22 protein-coding genes are annotated in these 25,957 nt (G+C 66.1%); 12 read left to right on the top strand and 10 right to left on the bottom strand.

What is annotated here, in order from left to right; genetic code table 11:
- Positions 1–97: 97 nt before the first annotated feature.
- The 5 genes from JLK41_RS17725 to phhA all read right to left on the bottom strand — a co-directional run bounded on the left by JLK41_RS17725 (position 98) and on the right by phhA (position 5,391).
- Positions 98–1,360 (bottom strand): MFS transporter, encoded by a 1,263-nt coding sequence (locus JLK41_RS17725; protein WP_047588530.1) that lies wholly within the window; start codon positions 1,358–1,360, stop codon positions 98–100.
- A gap of 145 nt (positions 1,361–1,505) precedes the next feature.
- The gene (locus JLK41_RS17720; RefSeq protein WP_210389480.1) at positions 1,506–2,849 is read right to left on the bottom strand and encodes a DUF2254 domain-containing protein; all 1,344 of its coding nucleotides are present in this window, start codon (positions 2,847–2,849) and stop codon (positions 1,506–1,508) included.
- 85 nt (positions 2,850–2,934) lie between these two features.
- Positions 2,935–4,134 carry an amino acid aminotransferase gene (locus tag JLK41_RS17715; RefSeq protein WP_210389479.1) on the bottom strand — a complete coding sequence of 400 codons (1,200 nt, stop codon included), beginning with the start codon at positions 4,132–4,134 and terminating at the stop codon, positions 2,935–2,937.
- Positions 4,131–4,484, bottom strand: a complete 354-nt coding sequence (locus tag JLK41_RS17710) for a 4a-hydroxytetrahydrobiopterin dehydratase (RefSeq protein ID WP_037056381.1) — start codon at positions 4,482–4,484, stop codon at positions 4,131–4,133. Before JLK41_RS17710 ends, JLK41_RS17715 begins: the two co-directional genes overlap by 4 nt.
- Before the next feature lie 121 nt (positions 4,485–4,605).
- Complete coding sequence (gene phhA, locus JLK41_RS17705; RefSeq protein ID WP_037056375.1) at positions 4,606–5,391, bottom strand: phenylalanine 4-monooxygenase; 786 nt, start codon at positions 5,389–5,391, stop codon at positions 4,606–4,608.
- 259 nt (positions 5,392–5,650) lie between these two features.
- Here phhA and JLK41_RS17700 point away from each other — a divergent pair, with 259 nt between their 5' ends.
- Positions 5,651–7,204, top strand: a complete 1,554-nt coding sequence (locus JLK41_RS17700; RefSeq protein WP_037056373.1) for a sigma-54-dependent phenylalanine hydroxylase transcriptional regulator PhhR — start codon at positions 5,651–5,653, stop codon at positions 7,202–7,204.
- 165 nt (positions 7,205–7,369) lie between these two features.
- Here the strand turns inward: JLK41_RS17700 and JLK41_RS17695 are convergent, their stop codons facing one another.
- A complete protein-coding gene (locus JLK41_RS17695) occupies positions 7,370–7,924 on the bottom strand; it encodes a nucleoside deaminase (protein ID WP_210389478.1) in 555 nt (184 codons plus the stop codon).
- 244 nt (positions 7,925–8,168) lie between these two features.
- Complete coding sequence (locus tag JLK41_RS17690; RefSeq protein ID WP_037056369.1) at positions 8,169–9,056, bottom strand: LysR family transcriptional regulator; 888 nt, start codon at positions 9,054–9,056, stop codon at positions 8,169–8,171.
- Between the two features lie 186 nt (positions 9,057–9,242).
- Between JLK41_RS17690 and JLK41_RS17685 the strand changes: the two genes are divergently transcribed.
- The 6 genes from JLK41_RS17685 to JLK41_RS17660 all read left to right on the top strand — a co-directional run bounded on the left by JLK41_RS17685 (position 9,243) and on the right by JLK41_RS17660 (position 16,079).
- A complete protein-coding gene (locus JLK41_RS17685; protein ID WP_037056367.1) occupies positions 9,243–10,070 on the top strand; it encodes an HTD2 family dehydratase in 828 nt (275 codons plus the stop codon).
- Between the two features lie 74 nt (positions 10,071–10,144).
- Positions 10,145–11,308 (top strand): acyl-CoA dehydrogenase family protein, encoded by a 1,164-nt coding sequence (locus JLK41_RS17680; RefSeq protein WP_037056365.1) that lies wholly within the window; start codon positions 10,145–10,147, stop codon positions 11,306–11,308.
- A 10-nt stretch (positions 11,309–11,318) separates the two neighbouring features.
- A complete protein-coding gene (locus JLK41_RS17675) occupies positions 11,319–12,671 on the top strand; it encodes an MmgE/PrpD family protein (RefSeq protein ID WP_210389477.1) in 1,353 nt (450 codons plus the stop codon).
- 158 nt (positions 12,672–12,829) lie between these two features.
- Positions 12,830–14,029: a CaiB/BaiF CoA transferase family protein gene (locus JLK41_RS17670; RefSeq protein ID WP_210389476.1), complete on the top strand. Its 1,200-nt coding sequence runs from the start codon at positions 12,830–12,832 to the stop codon at positions 14,027–14,029.
- Between the two features lie 100 nt (positions 14,030–14,129).
- Positions 14,130–14,957: an HpcH/HpaI aldolase/citrate lyase family protein gene (locus JLK41_RS17665; protein ID WP_210389475.1), complete on the top strand. Its 828-nt coding sequence runs from the start codon at positions 14,130–14,132 to the stop codon at positions 14,955–14,957.
- A gap of 126 nt (positions 14,958–15,083) precedes the next feature.
- Positions 15,084–16,079: a TRAP transporter substrate-binding protein gene (locus JLK41_RS17660; protein ID WP_134677224.1), complete on the top strand. Its 996-nt coding sequence runs from the start codon at positions 15,084–15,086 to the stop codon at positions 16,077–16,079.
- A 90-nt stretch (positions 16,080–16,169) separates the two neighbouring features.
- Here the strand turns inward: JLK41_RS17660 and JLK41_RS17655 are convergent, their stop codons facing one another.
- Together JLK41_RS17655 and JLK41_RS17650 are read right to left on the bottom strand one after the other, a co-directional pair.
- Positions 16,170–17,105, bottom strand: a complete 936-nt coding sequence (locus JLK41_RS17655) for a hydroxymethylglutaryl-CoA lyase (protein ID WP_210389474.1) — start codon at positions 17,103–17,105, stop codon at positions 16,170–16,172.
- A 381-nt stretch (positions 17,106–17,486) separates the two neighbouring features.
- On the bottom strand, positions 17,487–18,689 hold the full coding sequence (locus tag JLK41_RS17650; protein WP_037057459.1) for a CaiB/BaiF CoA transferase family protein: 1,203 nt from the start codon (positions 18,687–18,689) through the stop codon (positions 17,487–17,489).
- A gap of 180 nt (positions 18,690–18,869) precedes the next feature.
- Here JLK41_RS17650 and JLK41_RS17645 point away from each other — a divergent pair, with 180 nt between their 5' ends.
- The 5 genes from JLK41_RS17645 to acs all read left to right on the top strand — a co-directional run bounded on the left by JLK41_RS17645 (position 18,870) and on the right by acs (position 25,252).
- Positions 18,870–19,790, top strand: a complete 921-nt coding sequence (locus JLK41_RS17645; protein ID WP_037057457.1) for a LysR family transcriptional regulator — start codon at positions 18,870–18,872, stop codon at positions 19,788–19,790.
- Positions 19,791–19,908: 118 nt separating this feature from the next.
- A complete protein-coding gene (locus JLK41_RS17640; protein WP_037057453.1) occupies positions 19,909–20,910 on the top strand; it encodes a DctP family TRAP transporter solute-binding subunit in 1,002 nt (333 codons plus the stop codon).
- Positions 20,911–21,066: 156 nt separating this feature from the next.
- On the top strand, positions 21,067–21,693 hold the full coding sequence (locus JLK41_RS17635; protein ID WP_134678343.1) for a TRAP transporter small permease: 627 nt from the start codon (positions 21,067–21,069) through the stop codon (positions 21,691–21,693).
- Positions 21,693–22,976, top strand: a complete 1,284-nt coding sequence (dctM, locus tag JLK41_RS17630; protein WP_150606958.1) for a C4-dicarboxylate TRAP transporter large permease protein DctM — start codon at positions 21,693–21,695, stop codon at positions 22,974–22,976. Before JLK41_RS17635 ends, dctM begins: the two co-directional genes overlap by 1 nt.
- 314 nt (positions 22,977–23,290) lie before the next feature.
- Complete coding sequence (gene acs, locus JLK41_RS17625) at positions 23,291–25,252, top strand: acetate--CoA ligase (RefSeq protein ID WP_047592968.1); 1,962 nt, start codon at positions 23,291–23,293, stop codon at positions 25,250–25,252.
- A gap of 61 nt (positions 25,253–25,313) precedes the next feature.
- On the opposite strand, the gene JLK41_RS17620 is transcribed toward acs, so the two are convergent.
- Positions 25,314–25,931 (bottom strand): LysE family translocator, encoded by a 618-nt coding sequence (locus JLK41_RS17620; RefSeq protein ID WP_210389473.1) that lies wholly within the window; start codon positions 25,929–25,931, stop codon positions 25,314–25,316.
- Positions 25,932–25,957 lie beyond the last annotated feature (26 nt).

The raw sequence follows: 25,957 nt of genomic DNA, 5'->3' as shown, positions 1-25,957 counted from the left end.
GCCAGTGCGGCGCGCCTCGTTGGCGAGCGGCCGGCAGGCCGGGTTCTGGCTGCTTGGGGTAGGCTCGGGGCCTTGCCGAAACAGCCGGTTGACGTCTTCAGGACACGGGGTTCGGGGTGTCCTCCATGGGTTCGTGTTCATGTGGCGGCGCATCGGGCATCAGCTCCAGTACCGTGGGGCTGGTGCGCAGCATGGGCACGAAGTGGGCGGCGTCGCCGCTGACCAGATCGCTGACATGGCGCAGCCGGTAGAGGGTGTAGGCGGCCAGCAGGCCGAGGGTGCTGGCGAAGTACAGCGGCAGTGCCGTGGCGCCCAGCTGCTCCATCAACACGCCGGCCAGCAGCGGCCCGCAGACCGAGCCGATGCCATTGACCATCAGCAGGCTGGCGGAGCCGGAAAGGATCTCGTCGCTGTGCAACTGGTCGATCAGCTGCGCCACGGCGATGGGGTAGATGGCAAAGGCCAGGCCGCCCCAGATGAAGATGGCGCCGAGCAGCAGCGCTCCGGCGGGCAGCAGGCTCATGACCAGCGCCAGGCCGACGGCCAGCAGCACGACCCAGAGCAGCACCTGGCGGCGGTCGTGACGGTCCGAGTAGATGCCGATCGGCCACTGCAGCAGGGCGCCGCCGAGAATGGTCGCGGTCATCAGCAGGCCGACGCCGGGGGTGTCGAAGCCGGCCAGGCTGGCGTATACCGGCGCCATGCCCCAGAAGGCTCCGAGGGCCAGGCCGGACAGGCCGGCGGCGACGATGGCCAGCGGCGCGATGCTCCACAGCTGACGCAGGTTGCTCGGTGGCGTTTCCGGCAGGCTCGGTTGCGCCTGGCGGGTCAGGGTGATGGGCATCAGCGCGGCGCTGATCAGAATCGCGGCGATGGCGAACAGGGTGAACTGCACCGGGTCAGCCAGGTGCAGCAGTTGCTGGGCCAGGGCCAGGGCACCGAGGTTGACCGCCATGTACACGGCGAACACCTGGCCGCGTTTCTCGTTCGCCGCCTGGGCGTTGAGCCAGCTTTCGATGACCATGTACAGCGTCACCAGGGCCAGGCCGTAGAGCACGCGCAGGCCCAGCCAGATCCACGGGTCGATCAGCAGCAGGTGGAGCAGGGCGGCGATGGCGGCCAGCGCCGCGCAACAGGCGAATGCACGGATATGCCCGATGCGCCGGACCAGCGGAGTCGCCAGCCAGGTGCCGAGGAGGAACCCGACGAAGTACCCGGACATGATCAGTCCGAGCATCGTGGTGGAGTAGCCTTCGGCGACGCCACGCAGGGTCAGTAGGGTGTTGAGCAGGCCATTGCCGAGCAGGAGTAACGCGACCCCGCTCAGCAACGAACTGATGGGGGCAATCAGGGACCACATGCGAACTACCCTAGGGAACTGTGCCCTCGATGGCAAGCATGAAACACGCCATGGTTTTCCTGATGTGTTTTCAAGCTATTGATATATATGAAGTATTTTTACTGATAAACGGTCGATCAATTTTTCGGTGGTGCCTGGCGCCCCGTCATGGGGCGTCGCTGGCATCCGGCAGGGGCAGCAGCGGGCGCTGGTCCGCAGGCAGCGTGCGGTTGAGGCGCGCGACGAACGCGTTGATTTCCTCGCGCTCGCGGCGCTCGAGCAGGTGGCGCTCGGCGGTGTCCCGCACGCTGCGCGCATGGCGCAGCAGCACCTCACGCTGCGCCGGGCTGCAGGGGCGGTGCAGCAGGTTCTTGAACGCCTGCAGGAGGCTGCTCAGCACGCTGACGTCCGCCGCGCCGTAGGCCCGAATCGGCCCCAGCAGTTGCAGCAGCAACTGGTCCAGCGAGAGTTCGTGGTAGGACAGCCGTGGCGGTTCGTCGGGCAGCGGCACGAAGTCGCGGTCGCCGAGTGCCAGGCGTCTGCTCAGCAGTACGCTGAGCAGGTCGACGGTCTTGATCGCGGTACCCGGATCGTTGATGCCGGGGCTGAGCGCCTTCACGGCGATCTCCGCCATCTGCCGGCAGCCGAAGAAGTAGTGGGTGCTGGCGTACTCCTCGATGAAGAAGTCGAAGCAGTCGAGCAGTTGCTGGCAGACGTCTTCGTCCAGCGGACGCTCCAGGCGCAGCAATGGATGGCCCTCGGTGACGAAGAAACCGCGGTGGGCGAGGACCGTCATGCGCACCTGGTGGCGGCGCAGCAGGGCGTTGGCTTCGCTGACGTTGAGGGCCTTGAAGTAGCCGTTGCGCTGCGCATTGATCGTCACCCAGGCGCTGTCGTCCGGCCACTCGGGTTGCTGCTCCCGGTCGGCCAGGTTCGTCTGGCAGGCGTCGAGCTTTTCCAGGCTGGCGCCGTAGAGATTGCTGAGAATGTGCTCGACCTGGATGGACTGCGAGATGGAGCGGATGAAGTGCACGAACAGGCCCAGGCAGGTGATGCCCAGGGCCAGGGTGATCAGCACGCCGAGGCTCGGCACCCGCTCGCTGTCGCCCTGTTCGATGGTGGTGATCAGCAGCAGCGCATAGAGGATGCTGCCCAGGTAGACGCCGAGGGTCTTCTGGTGCCCCTTGCTGCTGATCAGGCCCGGAATCACCCGTGGCGAGAGCGAGGCCGCGGCGTTGTTGAGCACCACCATGACCATCGAGAAGCTGAACACCATCAGCGAGAGGATGCCGGCCACCAGGGTGCCGAGGATCAGTCTGGCGTTGTCCGCATTGCGCACCAGGCCGATGTCGAAATTCTCCTTGAGCGCCATCATCCAGGGGCGATATTCGATGGCCATGGTCAGCACGCACAGCAGGAAGAAGCCGATGGCGATCAGCGTCGGGTAGAAGGCCAGGCTGTGGATGATGCGCTGGTAGGCGCGAAAGAGGATGTTGCTGGGTACGGCCATTGGCGAATCCGTCGTGGATGGCGTTGACCGCACTATAGCCGTGAAGCGGGCAGGCGGCAGGCCATAGTGACCGCCGCCCGCCGACTCAGTTCACGCAGACCCGGGCGATGGCGCTGGCCAGCTGCTCCAGGCGCGTGGCATCCAGCCCGGCGACGTTGGCGCGGCCGCTGCCGACCATGTACACGCTGAACTCTTCGCGCAGGCGTTGCACCTGCACCGCTGTCAGGCCGGTGTAGGAGAACATGCCGCGCTGCTCGGCGATGTGCGCGAAGCGCTCGCTCAGGCCGTGCGGTGCCAGGGCTTCGACCAGGCCGCGGCGCAGGCTGGCGACGCGCTGGCGCATGCCTTCCAGTTCGTCCAGCCACAGGCGCTTGAGCGCCTCGTCGCCCAGCACCTGCGCGACCACGGCGGCGCCATGGGCGGGTGGTGTCGACCACAGGTTGCGTGCGATGGACGCCAGCTGGCTGCGGATGTCGAGCAGCTTCTCGGCATCGGCGGCGCAGACGATCAGGGCACCGGTGCGCTCGCGATAGAGGCCGAAGTTCTTCGAGCAGGAGCTGGTGATCAGCAGATCGGGCAGCTCGGCGGCGAACAGGCGCACTGCCCAGGCATCGTCCTCCAGGCCATCGCCGAAGCCCTGGTAGGCGAAGTCGATCAGCGGCAGCAGTTCGCGCGCCTTGACCACTTCCAGCACGCGCTTCCAGTCACGCGGAGCGAGGTCGAAGCCGGTGGGGTTGTGGCAGCAGGCATGCAGCAGGACCACATCGCCCTTGGGCAGGTGGGTGAGTGCCGCGATCATGGCCTCCACGTCGAGGCGATTGTCGGCGCCGACGTAGGGGTAGTGGCCGACCTTGAGCCCGGCCTCGGCGAACAGCGTCTCGTGGATCGGCCAGGTCGGGTCGCTCAGCCAGATGCCGCGTCCCGGCAGGCAGTGGCGGATGAAGTCGCCGGCCAGGCGCAGGGCGCCGGTGCCGCCGGGGGTCTGCGTCGCCCCGGCACGCTGCTCGGCGAGCAGGACGGAACCCGCGCCCAGGACCAGCTCGCTGAGCAGGGCGCCGAACGCCGCATCACCGTGGCCGCCGACGTAGGTCTTGGTGCGCTCGCTGTCGATCAGCTGCTGCTCGGCCAGTTTCACCGCACGCGGGATCGGCGTCAGGCCCTGGGCATCCTTGTACACGCCGACCCCCAGGTCCAGGCGCGCCGGGTTGCTGTCCAGGCGATACGCCTCCATCAGGCTGAGGATCGGGTCGCCGGGCACGCGGGCGACAGCGGCGAAATGGCTCACTTGCGACCCTCGGCACTGGCGGCGAGTACATCGGTGCGGGCCGCCATGATGAAGTCGTTGCGGTGCAGGCCGCGCATCTCGTGGCTCCACCAGGTGACGGTGACCTTGCCCCATTCGGTGAGCAGGGCAGGGTGGTGACCGACTTCCTCGGCGATGGCGCCGACGGCGTTGGTGAAGGCCAGGGCGTGGCGGAAGTTCCTGAACAGATAGACGCGTTCCAGCTCCATGTGGTCGCCGCGCACCTCGATGTTCCAGTCGGGAATCTCGCGGATCAGCTCGGCCAGCTCCTCATCGGACACTTTCGGCGCATCGGCGCGGCAGGCTTCGCACTGGGCTTGGGCAAGACTCATTGGGGTTCTCCTGATTGTTCGTAGCCCGGATGCAATCCGGGGCGATGTCTGAGGGCCATCCCGGATTTCATCCGGGCCACTCGCTATAGCGATGGTGGACAAGCCTGGCGGCATGTCCACCCTACGCGGCTTTCGGCGGAAACTTCGGGGCATGCAGGCCCAGGCTCATGGCCTGTTGCACCAGCGCCATGATGTCCTGCTGGGCCAGCTCGAACAGGCGCTTGAGCTCCGGCAGGACGAAGTACACCGGTTGCAGGATATCGATGCGATACGGCGTGCGCATCGCTTCCAGCGGATCGAAGGCCTGGTGCTCGGGTACGTCGGACAGGGCGTAGAGGGTTTCCTTCGGCGAGGACAGGATGCCACCGCCGTAGATGCGTCGGCCTGCCGGGGTGTCGAGCAGGCCGAACTCGATGGTCAGCCAGTACAGGCGCGCCAGGTAGACGCGCTGCTCTTTCGTGGCCTGCAGGCCGAGCTTGCCGTAGGTGTGGGTGAATTCGGCGAACCAGGGGTTGGTCAGCAGCGGGCAGTGGCCGAAGATCTCGTGGAAGATGTCCGGCTCCTGCAGGTAGTCCAGTTCTTCGGGCGTGCGGATGAAGGTGGCGACGGGAAACTGCTTGCTGGCCAGCAGCTCGAAGAAGGTCTGGAACGGAATCAGCGCCGGCACCCGTGCCACGCGCCAGCCGGTGCTGGCTTCGAGCACCCGGTTGATCTCGCCCAGCTGCGGGATGCGCTCCAGCGGCAGGCCGAGCTGTTCGATGCCGTCCAGGTATTCCTGGCAGGCACGGTTCTCGATCACCTTCAGTTGGCGGGTGATCAGGGTATTCCACACCTGATGCTCGGCCTCGGGGTAGTGGATAAAGCCACTGTCGTCCGGTTCTCGGGCCAGGTACTGCGTGCTCTTCATCGCTGCCTCCTTCAGGGGGCTGTTGTTCTTGTCTTGACCAGAGCATGCCTGCGATCGCTCCGCCGCACAGGGGGCAGACCAGGCGGGATACGCGCGGACAGGGGGTTAAATCGTAAAGTTTTGATTACGACTTTGGTGGGGTGGCCGGCTTTCAGCTTGCTGTCACGCGAAACTGTCACATATTCTTGACGGAAAATATGCCGTCGCGGCGAATTTCCAGGCGTGACGGCCCATAACAAGACCCACAAGAGCCTGCGCCATGCGTATCAAGGTCCATTGCCAGAACCGTGTCGGCATCCTGCGTGACATCCTCAACCTGCTGGTCGACTACGGCATCAACGTCGCCCGTGGTGAAGTCGGCGGCGAGCAGGGCAACGCCATCTACCTGCACTGCCCGAACCTGATCAACCTGCAATTCCAGTCGCTGCGCCCCAAGTTCGAGGCGATTCCCGGCGTGTTCGGCGTCAAGCGCGTCGGCCTGATGCCCAGCGAGCGGCGCCACCTGGAACTCAACGCACTGCTCGGCGCTCTGGATTTTCCGGTGCTGTCGATCGACATGGGCGGCAGCATCGTCGCCGCCAACCGCAGTGCCGCGCAGTTGCTCGGCGTGCGGGTGGACGAGGTGCCCGGCATGGCGCTGTCGCGTTACGCCGAGGACTTCGACCTGCCCGAGCTGGTGCGCGCCAACAAGACGCGGATCAACGGCCTGCGCGTGAAGATCAGGGGGGATGTGTTCCTCGCCGACATCGCGCCGCTGCAGAACGAGCATGACGACAGCGAGGCGCTGGCCGGCGCCGTGCTGACCCTGCACCGCGCCGATCGCGTCGGCGAGCGCATCTACCACGTGCGCAAGCAGGAGCTGCGCGGGTTCGACTCGATCTTCCAGAGCTCGAAGGTGATGGCGGCGGTGGTCAAGGAGGCGCGGCGCATGGCGCCACTGGATGCGCCGCTGCTGATCGAGGGCGAGACCGGCACCGGCAAGGAACTGCTGGCGCGCGCCTGTCACCTGGCCAGCCCGCGCGGCCAGTCGCCATTCATGGCCCTCAACTGCGCCGGCCTGCCCGAATCCATGGCCGAGACCGAGCTGTTCGGTTATGGCCCCGGCGCCTTCGAGGGCGCGCGGCCGGAAGGCAAGCTCGGTCTGCTGGAACTGACGGCCGGCGGTACGCTGTTTCTCGATGGTGTCGGCGAGATGAGCCCGCGCTTGCAGGCCAAGTTGCTGCGCTTTCTCCAGGATGGCTGTTTCCGCCGGGTCGGCAGCGACGAGGAGGTGTACCTGGATGTGCGGGTGATCTGCGCCACCCAGGTCGATCTCTCCGAGCTGTGCGCGCGTGGCGAGTTTCGCCAGGACCTCTACCACCGCCTCAACGTGCTCAGCCTGCACATCCCGCCGCTGCGCGAATGCCTCGATGGCCTGGCGCCGCTGGTGGAGCACTTCCTCGATTCGGCCAGCCGGCAGATCGGTTGCGCGCTGCCCAGGCTGGCGCCGCCGGCCCTCGAACGCATGGCGCACTACCACTGGCCGGGCAACGTGCGGCAGCTGGAGAACGTGCTGTTCCAGGCGGTATCGCTGTGTGACGGTGGCACGGTGAAGGCCGAGCACATCCGCCTGCCGGACTATGGCGCGCCGCAGCCGCTGGGCGAGTTCTCGGTGGACGGCAGCCTCGAGGACATTCTCGGCCGCTTCGAGAAGGCGGTGCTGGAGCGTCTGTTCCGCGACCACCCGAGCAGTCGGCAACTGGGCAAGCGCCTCGGGGTGTCCCACACCACCATCGCCAACAAGCTGCGTCAGCATGGCCTGGGCAAGGACTAGGCTCTGTACGAACAGTCGTCGAGCGAAGGTCAGGCCAGGCCGATGGCGGCCCCACGAAATCGCTCGAAGAAGCGCAGTTTACGTGCTGTAAATGAGCATTCTGAGAGCGATTTCAACGCAGCATCACCGAGCGCAGGCACTTTTCGTGCGGAGCCTAGGCAGTGCTCATGGCTGGCCGCGCCAGGCCCGGGCCACCCGCTGGCGCAGCGCCTGGCGGTTCTGCAGGCGATGAATCGCCAGTTCGGACAGCTCGGTCCAGTAGGGCGCGACCTCGGCCTGGGCCACCGACAGGCGTGAGGCCAGGCTTTCCCAGACGGGCGGCAGCTGGCCGTGGCCCACGGCGAAGCCACCGTCCTGGTCACGCGCCAGGTAGCGCACGCGCGGTATGCCGGCCAGCAGGATGCGGCCGTAGCACATCAGGCAGGGTTCCAGGCTGACATAGAGCGTCAGGCCGTCGCGGTCGACCTCGGGGTGCAGGCGTTCGAGCTGGTCGATGACCTTCATCTCGGCATGGGCGGCGCTGTCGAAGCCGTTGGTGAACACCTGGTTGCGGCCGCTGCACAGCAGCTCCTGGCGCTCGTTGACCAGCACCGAGCCGACGGCGTAGCAACCCTCCTCCAGCGCCAGCAGGGCCTGCTCGCAACACATCCGGCCCCAGATGTCCTCGGTGTTGTTGCTGGCCGGTGCCTGTTGCAGGAGGGCGAGATGCTCGGGGCTCATGAAGGTGTCCTCATCCACCACTACGGATTGCCAACAGTATGGCTCGCGCCCACGAGTTCGCCTGCATACGACCATGGTGCAATAGGCAGGCGGGCGGGTGAGGGCGACACTGAGGCCGTACCGATCATCCTGCGTGATTTGGGTGCAAGCGTTTCCGCATTCCTTTTCAGGAATGCCCTGAATGGGCGGGCGACCTGATGGTCGCCCTTTTTTTGCCTGCCGTTCCTGCTGACGCCGCCCGGCGTCAGACGCCCTGAGTCAGCCTGTCGATCAATGCACGGACGCTGCCCGGCAGCGCATCCAGCTCGCGTACCAGCATGCTGCGCTCGCGTACCGCCCAGTCCTCGTCCAGCTGCAGGACGGCCAGTTGCATGGTGCGGCTGTGCCGGCGTGCGGCGGACTCGGGAATGATGCCGATGCCCACGCCGCCCTCGATCATCCGGCAGATGGCCTCGAAGCTCGACACCTGGATGCGCAGGGCGAGCGTGCCGCCGAGCTTCTCCACCTGTTCGCGCAGAAAGCTCAGCAGGGTGCTGCCCTCGTGCAGGCCGATGTGCTGATAGGCGAGGGTGTCGCTGAAACTGACCGACTGCCGTTGCGCCAGGGCATGGCCCAGGGGTACCGCCAGTACCAGGCGGTCGGTGCTGAAGTGCAGCACCTGCAAGCCCGTTGCCTGCACCGGGCCGGCGATGATGCCGAGGTCGGCGGCGCCATCCAGCACGCCGCGCACGATGTCGCGGCTCAGGCGCTCCTGCAGATCGACGGTGACCCCGGGGCGCTCGGCGAGGAAGCCGGCCAGCACCTCGGGGAGGAATTCGGTGACCGCCGTGGTGTTGGCGAAGATGCGGATGTGCCCGGCGGCGTCGGTGCCGTATTCGGTGAACTCGCTTTTCAGGTAGTCCACCTGGCGCATGATCAGCCGCGCGTGCTGCAGCAGGCGCTGCCCCGCCGGGGTCAGCTCGACGCCACGGCTGTCGCGGTACAGCAGGCGGCTGCCGAGCTGGCCCTCCAGGGCCTTGATCCGTGCGCTGGCCGCCGCCGGCGAGAGAAAGGCCCGGCGCGCGCCCTGGGTCAGGCTGGGCGACTCGGCGATATGGATGAACAGGCGCAGGTCGGCTAGGTCGAAATGCATGGTGGCCTCGGTGACGGCGCAAAGGTCCGCTGGGAGCGATCGGCCGGGGATCGCGGCTAGAAGTCGCCCCTGCGTGGTGAAGGCGTTAAGCATATCCGAACGCTGGATTAAATAAATGGAGATTCTCTGAACGCAGGCCGGGTTGCATGCTCTGCTCCACACAAGAACGAGCCGGAACCCTGCACCATGAGCGACTCTGCTTTCTCTGCCTGGATTGGTCGTAGCGAAGAAGTCCACGACCAGATCAGCCGTAACCTGGTCAAGCGCATCGCCGCCACCCTGGGCGACGCCACGCCTGCCCATGGCGAGGCACTTCCCCCTCTCTGGCACTGGGCGTTCTTCCAGGAGCCCGTGGCCGAGAACGGCCTGGGTACGGATGGCCATCCGGCGCGCGGTGGCTTCCTGCCGCCGGCCGACGACCGCAACCGCATGTGGGCCGGTGGCCGCATCGAGTTCTTCCAGGCGCTGCGTGTCGGCGGCGAGGCCAGTCGTGTGTCGACCATCACGCACATCGAGGAGAAGCACGGCCGCACCGGCGCACTGCTGTTCGTCACCGTGCAGCACGACTACCTGCAGGACGGCCAGCTGGCCATCCGCGAAGAGCAGGACATCGTCTACCGCGAGCCCAGCCCACCCAAGGCCAGCAGCGGTGAGCCGCTGGTCGCCGGGGACTGGCGCGAGGCGGTGACGCCGAGCAGCACGCTGCTGTTTCGCTACAGCGCGGTGACCTTCAACGGCCATCGCATCCACTACGACTGGCCCTATGTCACCGAAACCGAAGGCTACAGCGGCCTGGTCGTGCACGGCCCGCTGATCGCCACGCTGAGCCTGCGCGCCTTCTGCCGCGCCAACCCGCAGGCGCGTCTGCGCCGCATCGCCTACCGCGGCCTGCGTCCGCTGATCGCACCGCAGCCCTTCGAAGTCGGCGGGCGTATCAGCGAGGTCGGCCATGCCGAACTGTGGGCGGGCAACGAGGCCGGCCTGGCGCAGCGCGCCGAGGTGCAATTCGACTGATTGTTCGTAGCCCGGATGCAATCCGGGAAATCGCCCCGGATTGCATCCGGGCTACGGCTCACTGAGGAACTGTGATGAACGCCAGCAACAACGAAGAACTCAATGCCATCCGCGAAGGCGTGCGCGCCCTGTGTGCGGAGTTTCCCGCCGAATACTGGCGCAAGATCGACGAGGAGAAGGGCTTCCCGGAAGCCTTCGTCAGCGCCATGACCGAGGCCGGCTGGCTGTCGGCGATGATCCCGGAAGAGTACGGCGGCTCGGGCCTGGGCCTGGCCGAGGCGTCGGTGATCCTCGAGGAGGTCAACCGCTGCGGCGGCAACTCCGGGACCATCCACGGGCAGATGTACAACATGTTCACCCTGCTGCGTAACGGCAGTGACGAGCAGAAGCGCTACTACCTGCCGAAACTGGCCAGTGGCGAGCTGCGCCTGCAGTCGATGGGCGTGACCGAGCCGACCACCGGCACCGACACCACCAAGATCAAGACCACCGCCGTGCGCAAGGGCGACACGTACGTGATCAACGGGCAGAAGGTGTGGATCTCGCGCATCCAGCACTCCGACCTGATGATCCTGCTGGCGCGCACCACGCCGCTGGCCGAGGTGCAGCGCAAGTCCGAAGGCATGTCGATCTTCCTGGTCGACCTGCGCGAAGCCATCGGCAACGGCCTGACCGTGCAGCCGATCGCCAACATGGTCAACCACGAGACCAACGAGCTGTTCTTCGACAACCTGGAGATTCCCGCCAGCAGCCTGATCGGCGAGGAGGGCAAGGGTTTTCGCTACATCCTCGACGGCCTCAATGCCGAGCGTACGCTGATCGCCGCCGAGTGCATCGGCGATGGCCGCTGGTTCATCGAGAAGGCCAGCCAGTATGCCCGCGACCGCGTGGTGTTCGGTCGCCCCATCGGCCAGAACCAGGGCGTGCAGTTCCCCATCGCCAAGGCACACATCGAAGTGGAGGCGGCCGACCTGATGCGCTGGCGCGCCTGCGAGCAGTACGACCGTGGCGAGAATGCCGGGGCCAGCGCCAACATGGCCAAGTACCTGGCGGCGGAAGCGTCCTGGGCGGCGGCCAACGCCTGCCTGCAGACCCACGGCGGTTTCGGCTTCGCCAACGAATACGACGTCGAGCGCAAGTTCCGCGAGACCCGTCTGTACCAGGTGGCGCCGATCTCCACCAACCTGATCATGTCCTATGTGGCCGAGCACCTGCTCGAGCTGCCACGCAGTTTCTGAGGAGCCGACCATGAGCACGGACACCCAGAAGCTCGCGGCCTTCCTCGCCGAGCTGCGTTACGACGACCTGCCCGAACATGTGCTGGAGCGCACCGAGGACCTGCTGCTCGACTGGCTGGGCTCGGCCCTGGCCAGCGAAGGCGCACGACCGATTCCGCTGTTCGAGGCCTACGCGCAGAAGATGGGCCCGGCCGACGGCCCGGCGCGCATCCTGGTCAACGGCCGGGGCACCTCGGCGTACTTCGCCGCCCTGGTCAATGCCGCATCCTCGCACCTGGTGGAGCAGGATGACCTGCACAACAGCTCGGTGCTGCATCCGGCTACTGTGGTCTTCCCGGCTGCGCTGGCGGCGGCGCAGGACCTCGGCAAGTCCGGCCGCGAACTGCTGCTGGCCTCGGTGGCCGGCTACGAGGCGGGCATCCGCATTGGCGAGTTCCTCGGCCGTTCGCACTACCGCATCTTCCACACCACGGCAACCGTCGGCACCCTGGCGGCCGCCGTGGCCGTGGGCAAGCTGCTGGATTTCGACCAGCGGCAGTTCATCCATCTGCTGGGCAACGCCGGCACCCAGGCCGCCGGTCTCTGGGAGTTCCTGCGCGACGCTGCCGATTCCAAGCAGCTGCACACGGCCAAGGCAGCGGCTGACGGCCTGCTCGCCGCCTACCTCACCGAGCAGGGCTTGACCGGCGCGCAGAACATCCTCGAAGGCGAGCAGGGCATGGCGGCGGGAATGTCCCGCGATGCCGACCCGCGCAAGCTGTCCGATCGCCTCGGGCGGCGTTGGGCGCTGGTGGAGACCTCGTTCAAGTTCCACGCCTCCTGCCGGCATACCCATCCGGCTGCCGATGCCCTGCTGGCGCTGATGCAGCGCGAACGCCTGCGTCACGAGGACATCCAGCGGGTGACGGCCCGCGTGCACCAGGGCGCGATCGACGTGCTCGGCCGCGTGAAGGTGCCGCAGAGCGTGCACCAGGCCAAGTTCTCCATGGGCACCGTGCTGGGCCTGATCGCCGTGCATGGCAAGGCGCAGCTCACCGAGTTCGCCGAGCTGGCGCTGCAGGACCCGGCCGTGGCGGCGTTTCGCGACAAGGTGCAGATGCGCCTGGACCCCGAGGTGGACATCGCCTATCCGCAGCGCTGGCTGGGTCGCGTCGAAGTGCTCACTCGCGATGGACGCACGCTGTTCAGCGCCATCGACGAGCCCAAGGGCGACCCCGGCAACACCCTCAGCCGCGCCGAGCTGGAAGACAAGTTCCGCCGTCTGCTGGCCTTCGCCGGCAAGCGCAGTGGCGATGAGGCCGGCGTGCTGATCGAGCGGGTCTGGCGCCTGCGCGACAGTGACGATCTGCACCAATTGTTCTGATGGGAACAGCCAATCTGTGGGAGCGGATTCATCCGCGAATGCAATGTGTTAGGCGCTGCCGTTGTGTGGAATTGACATACGTCTTCGCGGATGAAGCGGTACGCCGCCCGCCGCTCCTACAAGAATGCTGTGGCGCCTGAGTAAATGAGGCTTTCGATATGACTCAAAGTAGTCCCCGGCCACTGGATGGCATCACCGTGGTCAGCCTAGAACATGCCATCGCCGCGCCGTTCTGCACCCGCCAGCTCGCCGACCTCGGTGCGCGGGTGATCAAGGTGGAGCGTCCGGGCAGTGGCGACTTCGCCCGTGGCTACGACGAGCGCGTCAGCGGCCTGGCCTCGCACTTCGTCTGGACCAACCGCTCCAAGGAAAGCCTGACCCTCGACCTCAAGCAGGACGATGCCTCTGAGGTGCTCGACAGCCTGCTGGCCAAGGCCGACGTGTTGGTACAGAACCTCGCGCCCGGTGCCGCCGCGCGCATGGGCCTGTCGTTCGAGGCCCTGCACGAGCGCTTCCCCAGGCTGATCGTCTGCGACATTTCCGGTTACGGCGAGGGCGGCCCCTATGAGCAGAAAAAGGCCTACGACCTGCTGATCCAGAGCGAGGGCGGCTTTCTCTCCGTCACCGGCGGGCCGGGCGAGGAGGAGATGGCCAAGGCCGGTTGCTCCATCGCCGACATCGCGGCCGGCATGTATGCCTACACCGGCGTGCTCTCGGCGCTGATGCTGCGTGGTCGCATCGGCGTCGGCAGCCGCGTCGACGTGTCGATGCTGGAGAGCCTGGTGGAGTGGATGGGCTACCCGCTGTACTACGCATACGAGGGGGCCACGCCGCCGCCACGCGCGGGCGCAGCGCACTCGACCATCTACCCCTATGGCCCGTTCCCGGCCGGCGATGGCGGCACGGTGATGCTCGGCCTGCAGAACGAGCGCGAATGGGCGGCGTTCTGCGACAAGGTGCTGGAGCAGCCCGCGCTGGCCAGCGACGAGCGCTTCAGCGCCAACTCGCGGCGCTCGGCCAACCGCAGCGAGCTGCGCGCGATCATCCTCGAGGCCTTTGCACGCATGACTGCTGCGCAGGTGATCGAGCGCCTGGAGCAGGCGCAGATCGCTAACGCCCAGGTCAACGACATGGCCGGCGTCTGGGCCCATCCGCAACTGCAGGCGCGGCAGCGCTGGCGCCAGGTCGACAGCCCCAGCGGCAGCCTGCCGGCCCTGCTGCCGCCGGGGCGCAACAGCGCCTTCGAACCACGCATGGACGCCATCCCCGCGCTGGGCCAGCACACCGACGCGCTGCTCGCCGAGCTGGGCTATGCCGCCGGCGATATCCAGCGCCTGCACCAGCAGGGGGCCGTATGACCGACAAGCGCCTCCCGGCCGAGTGCCGCCATTCATTGCGCAGGATGGCCGACGCACGTTGCGTCCAGCACACGCCTGCCAACCGCACAGAGGTGCGAGCATGAACACGCCAATCATCCGCAGCGCCCTGTTCGTGCCGGCCAGCCGTCCCGAGCGTATCCCCAAGGCACTCGCCGTCGGCGCCGATGCCGTGATCGTCGATCTGGAAGACGCCGTGCAGGAGAGCCTGAAGGTCGAGGCCCGGGCCAATCTCGATGCCTTCCTCAGCGCCAACCCCGAGGCGCGCCTGCTGGTGCGCATCAATGCCCCCGAGCATGCCGGGCATGCGGCCGACATCGCCCTGTGCGCCCGGCATGCCGGGGTGGTCGGCGTGCTGCTGCCCAAGGTGGAGTCTGCCGCCCATGTCGCACGTGTCGCGGCCTGCGCCAAACCGGTCTGGCCGATCATCGAGAGCGCGGCGGGGCTGCTGGCGCTGGCGGACATCGCCCATGCCGACGGTGTCGAGCGCCTGTCCTTCGGCGCGCTCGACCTGGGCCTGGACCTGGGCCTGAGCAGCGGTTCTGCCGCCGCCGAACGCATCCTCGATCAGGCCCGCTACGCCTTGCTCCTGCAGTCGCGCGTGGCCGGTCTGGGCGCGCCGCTGGACAGCGTCTTCCCGGCCATCGAAGACCGTGAAGGGCTCGCCCGCACGGCGCGTGATGCACGCGACATGGGCTTCGACGGACTGCTGTGCATCCACCCCACCCAGGTCGAGATCGTGCACCGCGCGCTGTGCCCGGCCGACGAGGAACTGGCTTGGGCGCGGCGGGTGATGGCCGCTGCCAGCAGTGGTGCAGGGGTGTTCGTGGTCGACGGGCAGATGGTCGACGCCCCCGTGCTCGGCCGCGCCCGGCGCCTGCTGCAACGGGCAGGGGAGGCCTGCGACTGACAGGCCTGACGTGTTGCTCTGCCCCTGAGAGGAACCTGAGGTTTTCCAGTGATGTAACCGCACGGTTGCCCCAAGGCAGCCGGCTCTTTCCACGTACCAAGCAAACAACAACAACGAGGTAACGTCATGTTCAGATTCACCGCCAAGGCACTCGCCTGTGCCGCGATCCTTTCCTGTGCCGGCCTGGTCCAGGCTGCCGAGGAGCCCATCATCATCAAGTTCGCCCACGTGGTGGCGGACAACACGCCCAAGGGACAGGGTGCGCTGCTGTTCAAGAAGCTGGCCGAGGAGCGTCTGCCCGGGCGGGTGAAGGTAGAGGTCTACCCCAACTCCTCGCTGTTCGGCGATGGCAAGGAAATGGAGGCGCTGCTGCTCGGCGACGTGCAGATGCTGGCGCCGTCGCTGGCCAAGTTCGAGCAGTACGCCAAGCCGGTGCAGCTGTTCGACCTGCCGTTCCTGTTCGATGACATGGCGGCGGTGGACCGCTTCCAGGCCAGCCCGCAGGGGCGTGCGCTGCTGACCTCCATGGAGAGCAAGAACATCACCGGCCTGGCCTACTGGCACAACGGCCTGAAGGTGATGTCCGCCAACAAGCCGCTACGTGACCCGGCCGATGCCCGTGGCCTGAAGTTCCGCGTACAGGCTTCCGCCGTACTGGAAGAGCAGTTCAAGGCCGTGCGCGCCAACCCGCGCAAGATGAGCTTCGCCGAGGTCTACCAGGGCCTGCAGACCGGCGTGGTCAACGGCACCGAGAACACCTGGTCGAACTACTACAGCCAGAAGGTGCACGAGGTGCAGAAGTACATGACCGAGTCCGATCACGGCCTGATCGACTACATGGTGATCACCAACACCCAGTTCTGGAAAGGGCTGCCGGCCGATGTGCGCAGCGAGCTGGAAAAGGTCATGGCCGAAGTGTCCGTCGAGGTGAACAAGCAGGCCGATGCGCTCAACCAGAGTGCCAAGCAGGACATCGCCAAGGCCGGCACCACCGAGATCATCGAACTGACCCCGCAGCAGCGCGCCGAATGGCGTGAAGCGATGCGCCCGGTGTGGAAGAAGTTCGAGAAGGAGATCGGTGCCGAGCTGATCGAGGCGGCGGAGAAATCCAACCAGGGTTGATGCTGCGCTGCACATGAAAACGCCCGGTGCTTGCACCGGGCGTTTTCGTGTTGGAGCAGAAGGTCGCGGCTAAAGCCCCTGGCACATTGTTCAGAGCCCGGCTTCCTGCATCCACTTCGGCTTGGGATAGCGGCGGTCCGACTTGCCTGCCTTGAGGATGGCGCCGGGTACGTCGTGGTCGATCAGGTCGGGCAGGGTGGCGGCGGCTTCGAGCAGTGCGTCGAGGTTCACGCCGGTGTCCAGGCCCATACGCTGGAACATGTGCACCAGGTCTTCGGTGCAGATGTTGCCGCTGGCGCCCGGTGCGTAAGGGCAGCCGCCGAGGCCGCCGAGCGAGGCGTCGAAGCGGTCGATGCCGGCGTTCAGTGCTGCCAGTGCGTTGGCCAGGCCCATGCCTCGGGTGTTGTGGAAGTGCGCGGTGAACACGGCCGCGGGCCAGCGTTGCAGTGCCGCGCGGCAGATGCGCTCGACCTGCGCCGGGTCGGCCATACCGGTGGTGTCGCACAGGGTCACGCCCTGCACGCCGATGTCCAGCAGGCGCTGGATCAGTGTCTGCACACGGCTCTCCGCCACCTCGCCTTCGAACGGGCAACCGAAGGTGGTCGACAGCGAGGCGTTGATGAACACGCCGCTGCCACGGGTGACTTCGATGATTTCGGCGAACTGTTGCAGCGATTGTTCCGGCGTCATGCGCAGGTTGGCCAGGCCGTGGGTGTCGCTGGCCGACATGACCAGGTTGATCTCGTCCACCGCGCACGACAGCGCGCGTTCGCAGCCCTTCACGTTAGGCACCAGCACGGTGTATTCGACACCGGCCACGCGCTGGATGCCGCGCATCACTTCTTCGGCGTCGCGCAGGTTGGGAATGGCCTTGGGCGAGGTGAAGGAGGTGACTTCGACCTTGGCCAGGCCGGTGTGGGAGAGGCGGTCGATCAGGGCGATCTTGTCTTCGGTCGGGACGAAGGAGGCTTCGATCTGAAAGCCGTCGCGGGTGGCGACGTCCTGGATGTAGAGGCGTTTGCTCATGGGTAGATCCTTGCGGTATTGGCTGGCTGGGAGGCGCGCTTTCCATCCATTGCGGCGCTGACCAGCGGTGTCGTGGTTCTGGCGAACAAGCTTCGCGTTGTCCACCCTACGGGGCTTCGTCATTGCAATGAGCCGCGCCTGCGTAGGGTGGATGGCGCTTTTTCCATCCACCGCTGCGGTACCCGGCGGTGTCGTGGTTCTGGCGGACAAGCTTCGCGTTGTCCACCCTACGGGGCTTCGTCATTGCGATGAGCCGCGCCTGCGTAGGGTGGATGGCGCTTCTTCCATCCACCACTGCGGTGTCCGGTGTTGGCGTGGGTTTGTGTGGACAAGCTTCGCGTTGTCCACCCTACGGGTGCCGTGATCGCGGCTTTTGGGTGCTCAGATGATTCCGCGTTCGCGCAGGCCGGCGACCTGGGCCTCGCTGAGGCCGAGGCCGGCGAGGACGTCATCGGTGTGCTCGCCCAGCTGTGGGCCACCATTGCCGATGCGTCCTGGCGTGCGGCTGAGCTTGGGCAGCACCCCCGGCACTCGCAGCGGGCCGGCGCTGGTCTGCACCTGCTCGATCATCTGCCGCGCCAGGTAGTGCGGGTCCTGCACGATGTCGGCGGCGGTGTAGGGATAGCCGGCCGGTACGCGGGCCCCCTTGAGCGCTTCGATCACTTCGTCACGGCCACGCTGGGCGGTCCATTCGGCGATGGCGTTGTCGATCAGTTCGGCGTGCTGGCTGCGCCCATCGTTCTGCGCCAGGCGCGGGTCGTTGCCCAGGTCGTCGCGGCCGATCAGGCTCATCAGGCGCTTGTAGATGCTGTCGCCGTTGCCGGCGATCAGCACGTAGCTGCCGTCGTTGCACGGGTAGGAGTTGGACGGCGTGATGCCGGGCAGGGCGCTGCCGGCCGGCTCGCGGATGTAGCCGAAGGCGTCGTATTCGGGGATCAGGCTTTCCATCATGGCGAACACCGATTCGTACAGCGCCACGTCGATCTCCTGGCCCTGGCCGCTGCGCGCACGCTCCTGCAGGGCCAGCAGCACGCCGATCACGCCGTACAGCGAGGACAGCGAATCGCCGATGCTGATGCCGACGCGCACGGGCGCCTGGCCGGGATAGCCGGAAAGGTGGCGCAGGCCGCCCATGGCCTCGCCGATCACGCCGAAGCCGGGCAGGTCGCGGTAGGGCCCGGTCTGCCCGTAGCCGGAAATGCGCAGCATGATCAGTTTCGGGTTGATGGCCTTCAGTTCGTCGTAGCCCAGGCCCCAGCCTTCCAGCGTGCCGGGGCGGAAGTTCTCCACCAGCACATCGGCTTCACTCACCAGTTGGCGGACGATGTCCTGTGCTTCGGCTTCCTTCAGGTTCAGCGTCAGCGAGCGCTTGTTGCGCGACTGCACGTGCCACCAGAGCGAGGTGCCATCCTTGATCTTGCGCCACTTGCGCAGCGGGTCACCGATGCCTGGCGGCTCGATCTTGATCACGTCGGCGCCGAATTCGCCGAGCAGCTTGCTGGCGAAGGGACCGGCGATGAGCTGGCCCATCTCGATCACCTTGAGCCCCTGCAGGGCCATGTTGCCGTTGTTGCTTTGAGTCATGGCTGCACCTGATTTGCCTGTGCGTTTCTTGTGGTGCGCAGAATGGCGCAGTGAGGCGACTCGGACAATTGCTCAATGGCCAAGCTAGGCTTCGCGGCTGACGAAGTGTCATGCTGTAAACCGGCTTTGCCATGGTGATATGGCCTGGCTGCTTCGCCAGGCACGAAACGGAGAATCCTCATGCGGCGTATCGATTTCGTCACCCTCAAGCTGTTCGTGGCCATCGCCGACGAGCGCAGCCTGACCCGCGCCGCCGAGCGCGAGCACCTGGCGCTGGCGGCGGTGAGCAAGCGCGTCAGCGACCTGGAGAGCCAGCTCGGCATCGCGCTGCTCTATCGCCAGCCCAAGGGCGTCGAGCTGACGCCGGCCGGCCACGCCCTGCTGCACCACGCACGCAACATGATGGACAACCTCGAGCAGCTCAACGCCGACCTCAGCGAGTTCAGCGAGGGGGTGAAGGGCCACGTGCGCATCCACGCCAATACCTCGGCGGTGATCGAGTTCCTGCCCGAGGACCTGGCCAGCTTCAGTCGCCACCACCCGCAGGTGAAGATCGACCTGGAGGAGCGGGTCAGCAGCGAGACCCTGCGTGCGGTGCGCGAGGGCCTCACCGACATCGGCATCTTCGCCGGGCATGTACCGGCCGATGACCTGCAGGTGTTCACCTACCGCCACGACCAGCTGGTGCTGGTCACCCCGCGCGACCATCCGCTGGCCGGGCGTGACGGCCTTCATCTGCGCGAAGCGGTGGGCTACGACTTCATCGGCCTGCAGCAGGACGCCTCGCTGCACAGCCTGCTGCAGCACTCGGCGCACAATCAGGGCATGGCATTGCGCCTGCGCATCCAGGTGCGCAGCTTCGAGGCCATCTGCCGGATGATCCACACCGGCATGGGCGTTGGCGTCCTGCCGGACCTGGCGGTACGCACCTATCTGCCGGCGCTCGATGTGCGGGTGATCCCGCTGCACGATCCCTGGGCCAGGCGTGAGCTGAAGGTGGCCGTACGCAATCAGGACAACCTTTCGCTGACCGCGAAGCAGATGCTCGACCACCTGCGCAACAGTGGATCGGCAGGGGATGATCTCGCGTTGCCTTCGTGAATGCCGAAGGCTCGGTTGTTCAAATGTGAATTTCAGCGCGGAGGAGGGCGGGGTAGAGTCCGGGCCAATCGAAGGGTTTTCGCCCTCGACGCTCAGACAAAAACAACAGGAGCTTTCCATGAAGTTTTCATTCGTTCGTCGCGGCCTGGCTGGCGTACTCGCCGGCTGTGCCCTGCTTGGCGCACTGTCGGCCCAGGCTGCCGATCCGATCTTGATCAAGTTCTCCCACATCACTGCCGACAGCACGCCGAAGGGGCAGGGCGCGCTGCTGTTCAAGAAGCTGGTGGACGAGCGCCTGGCCGGCAAGGTCAAGGTCGAGGTCTACGCCAACTCCTCGCTCTATGGCGACGGCAAGGAGATGGAAGCCCTGTTGCTCAACGAAGTGCAGATGCTGGCGCCGGCACCGTCCAAGCTGGAGCAGTACACCAAGCAACTGCAGCTGTTCGATCTGATGTTCCTGTTCGATGACGTGGCAGCGGCGCAGCGCTTCCAGGCTTCGGACAAGGGCAAGGCGCTGCTCAAGTCGATGGAAGACAAGGGCATCACCGGCCTCGCCTACTGGCTCAACGGCATGCGCCAGCTGACCGCCAACAAGCCGCTGGTCGAGCCTGCTGACGCCCGTGGGCAGAAGTTCCGCGTGCAGCCGTCCGACCTGCAGGCGGCGCAGTACAGCGCCCTGCGTGCAGTGCCGCGCAAGATGGCCTTCGCCGAGATCTACCAGGGCCTGCAGACCGGCGTGGTCAATGCCCAGGACAACCCCTGGTCGAACATCTACTCGCAGAAGTACTTCGAGGTGCAGAAGTACATGACCGAGTCCAACCATGCGATCGGCAACTACGTGCTGATCACCAACACCAAGTTCTGGAACGGTCTGCCGGCGGATATCCGCGGCGAGCTGGAGGCGATCGTCGACGAGGTCACCGTCGAGGTGAACAAGCAGGCAGAGGCGCTCAATGCCAAGGCGCGCCAGGGCATCCTGGACACCGGCAAGAGCGAGATCATCACCCTGACCCCCGAGCAGCGTGCCCAATGGCGTGACGCCGTGCGCCCGGCGTGGAAGAAGTTCGAAGCCGACATCGGTGTGGACGTGATCGAGGCCGCGCAGGCCGCCAACCAGTAATTTCCCCCCAGAGCCACCCCGGGCCCACGCACCCGGGGTGGTTCGCCATTCAGCACCGCCTAAGGCGGTGTTTGCCAATGACGAATATCCCGCGGGCGCCCGGCTCGGTTAGATTCGTCCGACTCCTGACAATCACAACAACCTCGCGGAGATGCCATGAACGCCTTGCGGCGCGCCTGGGAGCACTTCGAGGAAGGCTTCATCGCCTTTCTTCTCGCTGCCATGACCCTGATCACCTTCGTCTACGTGATCCTCAACAACTTCTACACCCTGTTCTACTGGCTGGGTGACTATTTCGGCGGCAACGAAACCCTGCTGGGTATCGGTGACGCCATCCTCGACATGGCCCAGGCCATGACCTGGAGCAACGCCCTGACCAAGGCGCTGTTCGGCTGGCTGATCTTCTTCGGCCTGGCCTACGGCGTGCGCACCGCCGGCCACATCGGCGTGGATGCGCTGGTCAAGCTCGCGCCACGCGGCATCCAGCGCGTCATCGGCGTCATCGCCTGCCTGTGCTGCCTGGGCTACGCCGGCCTGATCGCGGTCGGCAGCTTCGACTGGGTGCACACCCTGTTCAGCGCCGGCATCGGCGCCGAAGATCTCGGCCACTACGGCATCCAGCAATGGCACATCGGCATGATCGTGCCGTTCGGCTACGCCATGGTGTTCATCCGCTTCCTGGAAATTCTCGTGCGCATCCTGCGCAACCAGCAGACCGGCCTCGGCCTGGCTGACGAAGCCGCCGACGCCCTGAAGGTCAATGAGCACGAGGAGAGCAAATAATGACCGTCCTGTTCCTCTTCCTGCTGCTGTTCCTGCTGATGTTCATCGGCGTGCCGATCGCCGCCTCGCTCGGCCTGGCCGGCTCGATCACCATCATGCTGTTCAGCCCCGACTCGGTGCGCTCGCTGGCGATCAAGTTGTTCGAGACCTCCGAGCACTACACCCTGCTGGCGATTCCGTTCTTCCTGCTCTCCGGTGCCTTCATGACCACCGGTGGCGTGGCGCGGCGCCTGATCGACTTCGCCAACGCCTGCGTCGGCCACATCCGGGGCGGCCTGGCCATCGGCGCGGTGCTGGCGTGCATGCTGTTCGCCGCGCTGTCCGGTTCGTCGCCGGCCACCGTGGCGGCAGTGGGTTCCATCGCCATCGCCGGCATGGTCCGCTCCGGCTACCCGCAGGCCTTCGGCGCCGGCATCGTGTGCAACGCCGGGACCCTGGGCATCCTGATTCCGCCGTCGATCGTCATGGTGGTGTACGCCGCCGCCACCGAGCAGTCGGTGGGCAAGCTGTTCATGGCCGGGGTGATCCCGGGCGTGCTGCTCGGCCTGGTGCTGATGATCGCGATCTACGTGGTGGCGCGGATCAAGAAGCTGCCGGCCCTGCCGCGTGCCAGCTTGCGCGAATGGCTGCGCTCGGCGCGCGAGGCGTTCTGGGGCCTGCTGCTGATGGTGATCATCCTCGGCGGCATCTACACCGGCATGTTCACCCCGACCGAGGCCGCTGCCGTGGCCGCCGTGTACGCCGGCTTCGTGGCCCTGTTCGTGTACAAGGACCTGACCCTGCGCGAGTGCCCGAAGGTGCTGCTGGAGTCCGGCAAGCTGACCATCATGCTGATGTTCATCATCGCCAACGCCATGCTCTTCGCCCACGTGCTGACCACCGAGCAGATCCCGCAGCAGATCACCGCCTGGGTGGTGGAGCTGGGCCTGCAACCGTGGCAGTTCCTGCTGGTGGTGAACATCGTGCTGCTGATCGCCGGTGCCTTCATGGAGCCGTCGGCGATCATCCTGATCCTCGCGCCGATCCTGTTCCCGATCGCCGTGCAGCTGGGTATCGACCCGATCCACCTGGGCATCATCATGGTGGTGAACATGGAGATCGGCCTGATCACCCCGCCGGTGGGGCTGAACCTGTTCGTCACCTCGGCGGTGACCGGCATGCCGCTGACCGCGGTGATCCGCGCCGCGCTGCCGTGGCTGATGATGCTGATCAGCTTCCTGCTGGTGATCACCTACATCCCGGCCGTGTCCATGGCCCTGCCGAACTGGCTGGGCATGAGCTAGGACCACCGACGATACCGCGTCTACCTCTGCGCCCGGCCCTGTGCCGGGCTTTTTTTCGGCGGGCGTGCAGTGCGCAAGGGCAACGCTCGGTGGACCCGCCGGCGCGGGGGCATGCGCCTGACGAAACGCGAGGAACGCTGTCGATGCGCGTCGTGTCGAACGGTGCATGACGCTGCCGCATGGGCTCGACACCTGCAGGGCAGGGCCTCGAGACCATGGTCTTAGAGCGGTAAGACCATGGTCGAATGGCCTCACGAAGGGTCGGGAGATACAAAAGGCAGCATACAAAAACAACTACCCACCGAGGTGATTCCATGAGTGCTGCGTCTCTTTACCCTGTGCGCCCCGAAGTGGCCGCGCGGACACTGACCGACGAGGCCACCTACAAGGCCATGTACCAACAGTCGGTGGTCAACCCCGAGGGTTTCTGGCGCGAGCAGGGCCAGCGCATCGACTGGATCAAGCCCTACACCAAGGTCAAGCAGACCTCTTTCGACGACCACCATGTCGATATCAAGTGGTACGCCGATGGCACCCTGAACGTGTCCTACAACTGCCTCGACCGTCACCTGGAAGAGCGCGGCGACCAGATCGCGATCATCTGGGAAGGCGACGATCCGTCCGAGCACAAGGAAATCACCTACCGCGAGCTGCACGAGCAGGTGTGCAAGCTGGCCAACGCCCTGCGCGGCCAGGACATCCACCGCGGCGACGTGGTGACCATCTACATGCCGATGATCCCGGAAGCCGTGGTGGCCATGCTGGCGTGCGCCCGTATCGGTGCCATCCACTCCGTGGTGTTCGGTGGCTTCTCGCCCGAGGCGCTGGCCGGCCGCATCATCGACTGCAAGTCCAAGGTGGTGATCACCGCCGACGAGGGCGTGCGCGGCGGCAAGAAGGTGCCGCTGAAGGCCAACGTCGATGACGCGCTGACCAACCCGGAAACCAACAGCGTGCAGAAGATCATCGTGGTCAACCGCACCGGTGGCAGCATCAAGTGGAACCAGCACCGCGACATCTGGTACGAAGACCTGATGAAGGTCGCCGGCAGCGTCTGCGCGCCGAAGGAAATGGGCGCCGAGGAAGCGCTGTTCATCCTCTACACCTCCGGTTCCACCGGCAAGCCCAAGGGCGTGCTGCACACCACCGGCGGCTACCTGGTGTACGCCTCGCTGACCCACGAGCGTGTGTTCGACTACCGTCCGGGCGAGGTCTTCTGGTGCACCGCCGACATCGGCTGGGTCACCGGCCACAGCTACCTGGTCTACGGACCGCTGGCCAATGGCGCCACCACCGTGATGTTCGAGGGCATCCCGAACTACCCGGACGTGACCCGTGTCGCCAAGATCGTCGACAAGCACAAGGTCAACATCCTCTACACCGCGCCGACCGCCATCCGCGCCATGATGGCCGAGGGCAAGGCTGCCGTGGAAGGCGCCGACGGTTCCAGCCTGCGCCTGCTCGGTTCGGTCGGTGAGCCGATCAACCCGGAAGCCTGGCAGTGGTACTACGAGAACGTCGGCCAGAGCCGCTGCCCGATCGTCGACACCTGGTGGCAGACCGAAACCGGCGCCTGCCTGATGACGCCGCTGCCGGGTGCCCACGCCATGAAGCCAGGTTCCGCCGCGCGTCCGTTCTTCGGCGTGCAGCCGGCGCTGGTGGACAACCTGGGCAACATCATCGACGGGCCGGCCGAAGGCAACCTGGTGATCATCGACTCCTGGCCGGGTCAGGCGCGTACCCTGTTCGGTGACCACGACCGCTTCGTCGACACCTACTTCAAGACCTTCAAGGGCATGTACTTCACCGGCGACGGCGCCCGTCGCGACGAGGATGGCTACTGGTGGATCACCGGGCGTGTCGACGACGTGCTCAACGTCTCCGGCCACCGCATGGGCACCGCCGAGATCGAGAGCGCCATGGTCGCCCACAACAAGGTGGCCGAGGCCGCGGTGGTCGGTGTACCGCACGACATCAAGGGCCAGGGCATCTACGTCTACGTGACCCTGAACGCGGGCGAGGAACCGTCCGAGCAGCTGCGTCAGGAACTGAAGAACTGGGTGCGCAAGGAAATCGGCCCGATCGCCACGCCGGATGTCATCCAGTGGGCGCCAGGTCTGCCGAAGACCCGCTCGGGCAAGATCATGCGCCGTATCCTGCGCAAGATCGCTACCGCCGAATACGCTGCACTCGGCGACATCTCCACGCTGGCCGATCCTGGCGTGGTGCAGCACCTCATCGATACGCATCGCCAGATGCAAGCCGCCTGCGCCTGACCGGCAACGGCAAACGAAAGCCCCGCCCGGCCACAAGCCCGGCGGGGCTTTTTCATTGTGCTCAGCGTGGTTGCGAGGTCGTGGCCAGCCACAGGGCAAAGCCGACCAGCAAGGTGCCGAACAGTTGCTCGATGCGCTGCCGCATGGCCAGCAGGCGCAGCCGCACGGCCTGCGCTGACAGGCCCAGGGCGACCAGGGCGAACCAGGCGACATGGGCGATGGCGATGAATGCGCCATAACCCAGCTGGCTGGCCAGCGAGGTCTGCGGGCTGACCACGCCCATGAACAGGCTGACGATGAACAGCGATGTCTTGGGGTTCAGCGCATTGCCGAGGAAGCCCATGCGCAGGGCGGCGAAGGCGTCGACGGCCAGCGCCGGGCTGTTCGTCTGCTGTTCCTCGGGGCGGCTACGCAGCATGCGCAGCCCCAGGTAGAGCAGGTAGCCGGCGCCTGCGAACTTGCACAGGGTGAACAGCCAGGCGGACTGCTGCAGCAGCAGGCCGAGGCCGAGCAGGGTGTAGGACACGTGCACGAGCACGCCCAGGCCGATGCCGACAGCGGTGAACAGGCCGGCGCGCCGGGACAGCATCAGCGATTGCCGGCAGACCAGCGCGAAGTCCGGGCCGGGACTGATGCAGGCGAGTAGGGTGATGGTGATTACAACTATCCATTCGCTCATGAGGTATGGTGTCTCTTGGTTAGTTA

The organism is Ectopseudomonas khazarica, assembly GCF_017915135.1.
GTDB lineage: Bacteria > Pseudomonadota > Gammaproteobacteria > Pseudomonadales > Pseudomonadaceae > Aquipseudomonas > Aquipseudomonas khazarica.
This window is presented reverse-complemented; position numbering and strand designations above follow the sequence as displayed.

Coding starts and splice junctions, on each gene's coding strand:
- JLK41_RS17725 (WP_047588530.1), bottom strand. CDS start 1,360: ATGTGGTCCCTGATTGCCCCCATCAGTTCGTTGCTGAGCGGGGTCGCG.
- JLK41_RS17720 (WP_210389480.1), bottom strand. CDS start 2,849: ATGGCCGTACCCAGCAACATCCTCTTTCGCGCCTACCAGCGCATCATC.
- JLK41_RS17710 (WP_037056381.1), bottom strand. CDS start 4,484: ATGAGTCTTGCCCAAGCCCAGTGCGAAGCCTGCCGCGCCGATGCGCCG.
- phhA (WP_037056375.1), bottom strand. CDS start 5,391: ATGAAGAGCACGCAGTACCTGGCCCGAGAACCGGACGACAGTGGCTTT.
- JLK41_RS17700 (WP_037056373.1), top strand. CDS start 5,651: ATGCGTATCAAGGTCCATTGCCAGAACCGTGTCGGCATCCTGCGTGAC.
- JLK41_RS17695 (WP_210389478.1), bottom strand. CDS start 7,924: ATGAGCCCCGAGCATCTCGCCCTCCTGCAACAGGCACCGGCCAGCAAC.
- JLK41_RS17690 (WP_037056369.1), bottom strand. CDS start 9,056: ATGCATTTCGACCTAGCCGACCTGCGCCTGTTCATCCATATCGCCGAG.
- JLK41_RS17685 (WP_037056367.1), top strand. CDS start 9,243: ATGAGCGACTCTGCTTTCTCTGCCTGGATTGGTCGTAGCGAAGAAGTC.
- JLK41_RS17680 (WP_037056365.1), top strand. CDS start 10,145: ATGAACGCCAGCAACAACGAAGAACTCAATGCCATCCGCGAAGGCGTG.
- JLK41_RS17675 (WP_210389477.1), top strand. CDS start 11,319: ATGAGCACGGACACCCAGAAGCTCGCGGCCTTCCTCGCCGAGCTGCGT.
- JLK41_RS17670 (WP_210389476.1), top strand. CDS start 12,830: ATGACTCAAAGTAGTCCCCGGCCACTGGATGGCATCACCGTGGTCAGC.
- JLK41_RS17665 (WP_210389475.1), top strand. CDS start 14,130: ATGAACACGCCAATCATCCGCAGCGCCCTGTTCGTGCCGGCCAGCCGT.
- JLK41_RS17660 (WP_134677224.1), top strand. CDS start 15,084: ATGTTCAGATTCACCGCCAAGGCACTCGCCTGTGCCGCGATCCTTTCC.
- JLK41_RS17655 (WP_210389474.1), bottom strand. CDS start 17,105: ATGAGCAAACGCCTCTACATCCAGGACGTCGCCACCCGCGACGGCTTT.
- JLK41_RS17650 (WP_037057459.1), bottom strand. CDS start 18,689: ATGACTCAAAGCAACAACGGCAACATGGCCCTGCAGGGGCTCAAGGTG.
- JLK41_RS17645 (WP_037057457.1), top strand. CDS start 18,870: ATGCGGCGTATCGATTTCGTCACCCTCAAGCTGTTCGTGGCCATCGCC.
- JLK41_RS17640 (WP_037057453.1), top strand. CDS start 19,909: ATGAAGTTTTCATTCGTTCGTCGCGGCCTGGCTGGCGTACTCGCCGGC.
- JLK41_RS17635 (WP_134678343.1), top strand. CDS start 21,067: ATGAACGCCTTGCGGCGCGCCTGGGAGCACTTCGAGGAAGGCTTCATC.
- dctM (WP_150606958.1), top strand. CDS start 21,693: ATGACCGTCCTGTTCCTCTTCCTGCTGCTGTTCCTGCTGATGTTCATC.
- acs (WP_047592968.1), top strand. CDS start 23,291: ATGAGTGCTGCGTCTCTTTACCCTGTGCGCCCCGAAGTGGCCGCGCGG.
- JLK41_RS17620 (WP_210389473.1), bottom strand. CDS start 25,931: ATGAGCGAATGGATAGTTGTAATCACCATCACCCTACTCGCCTGCATC.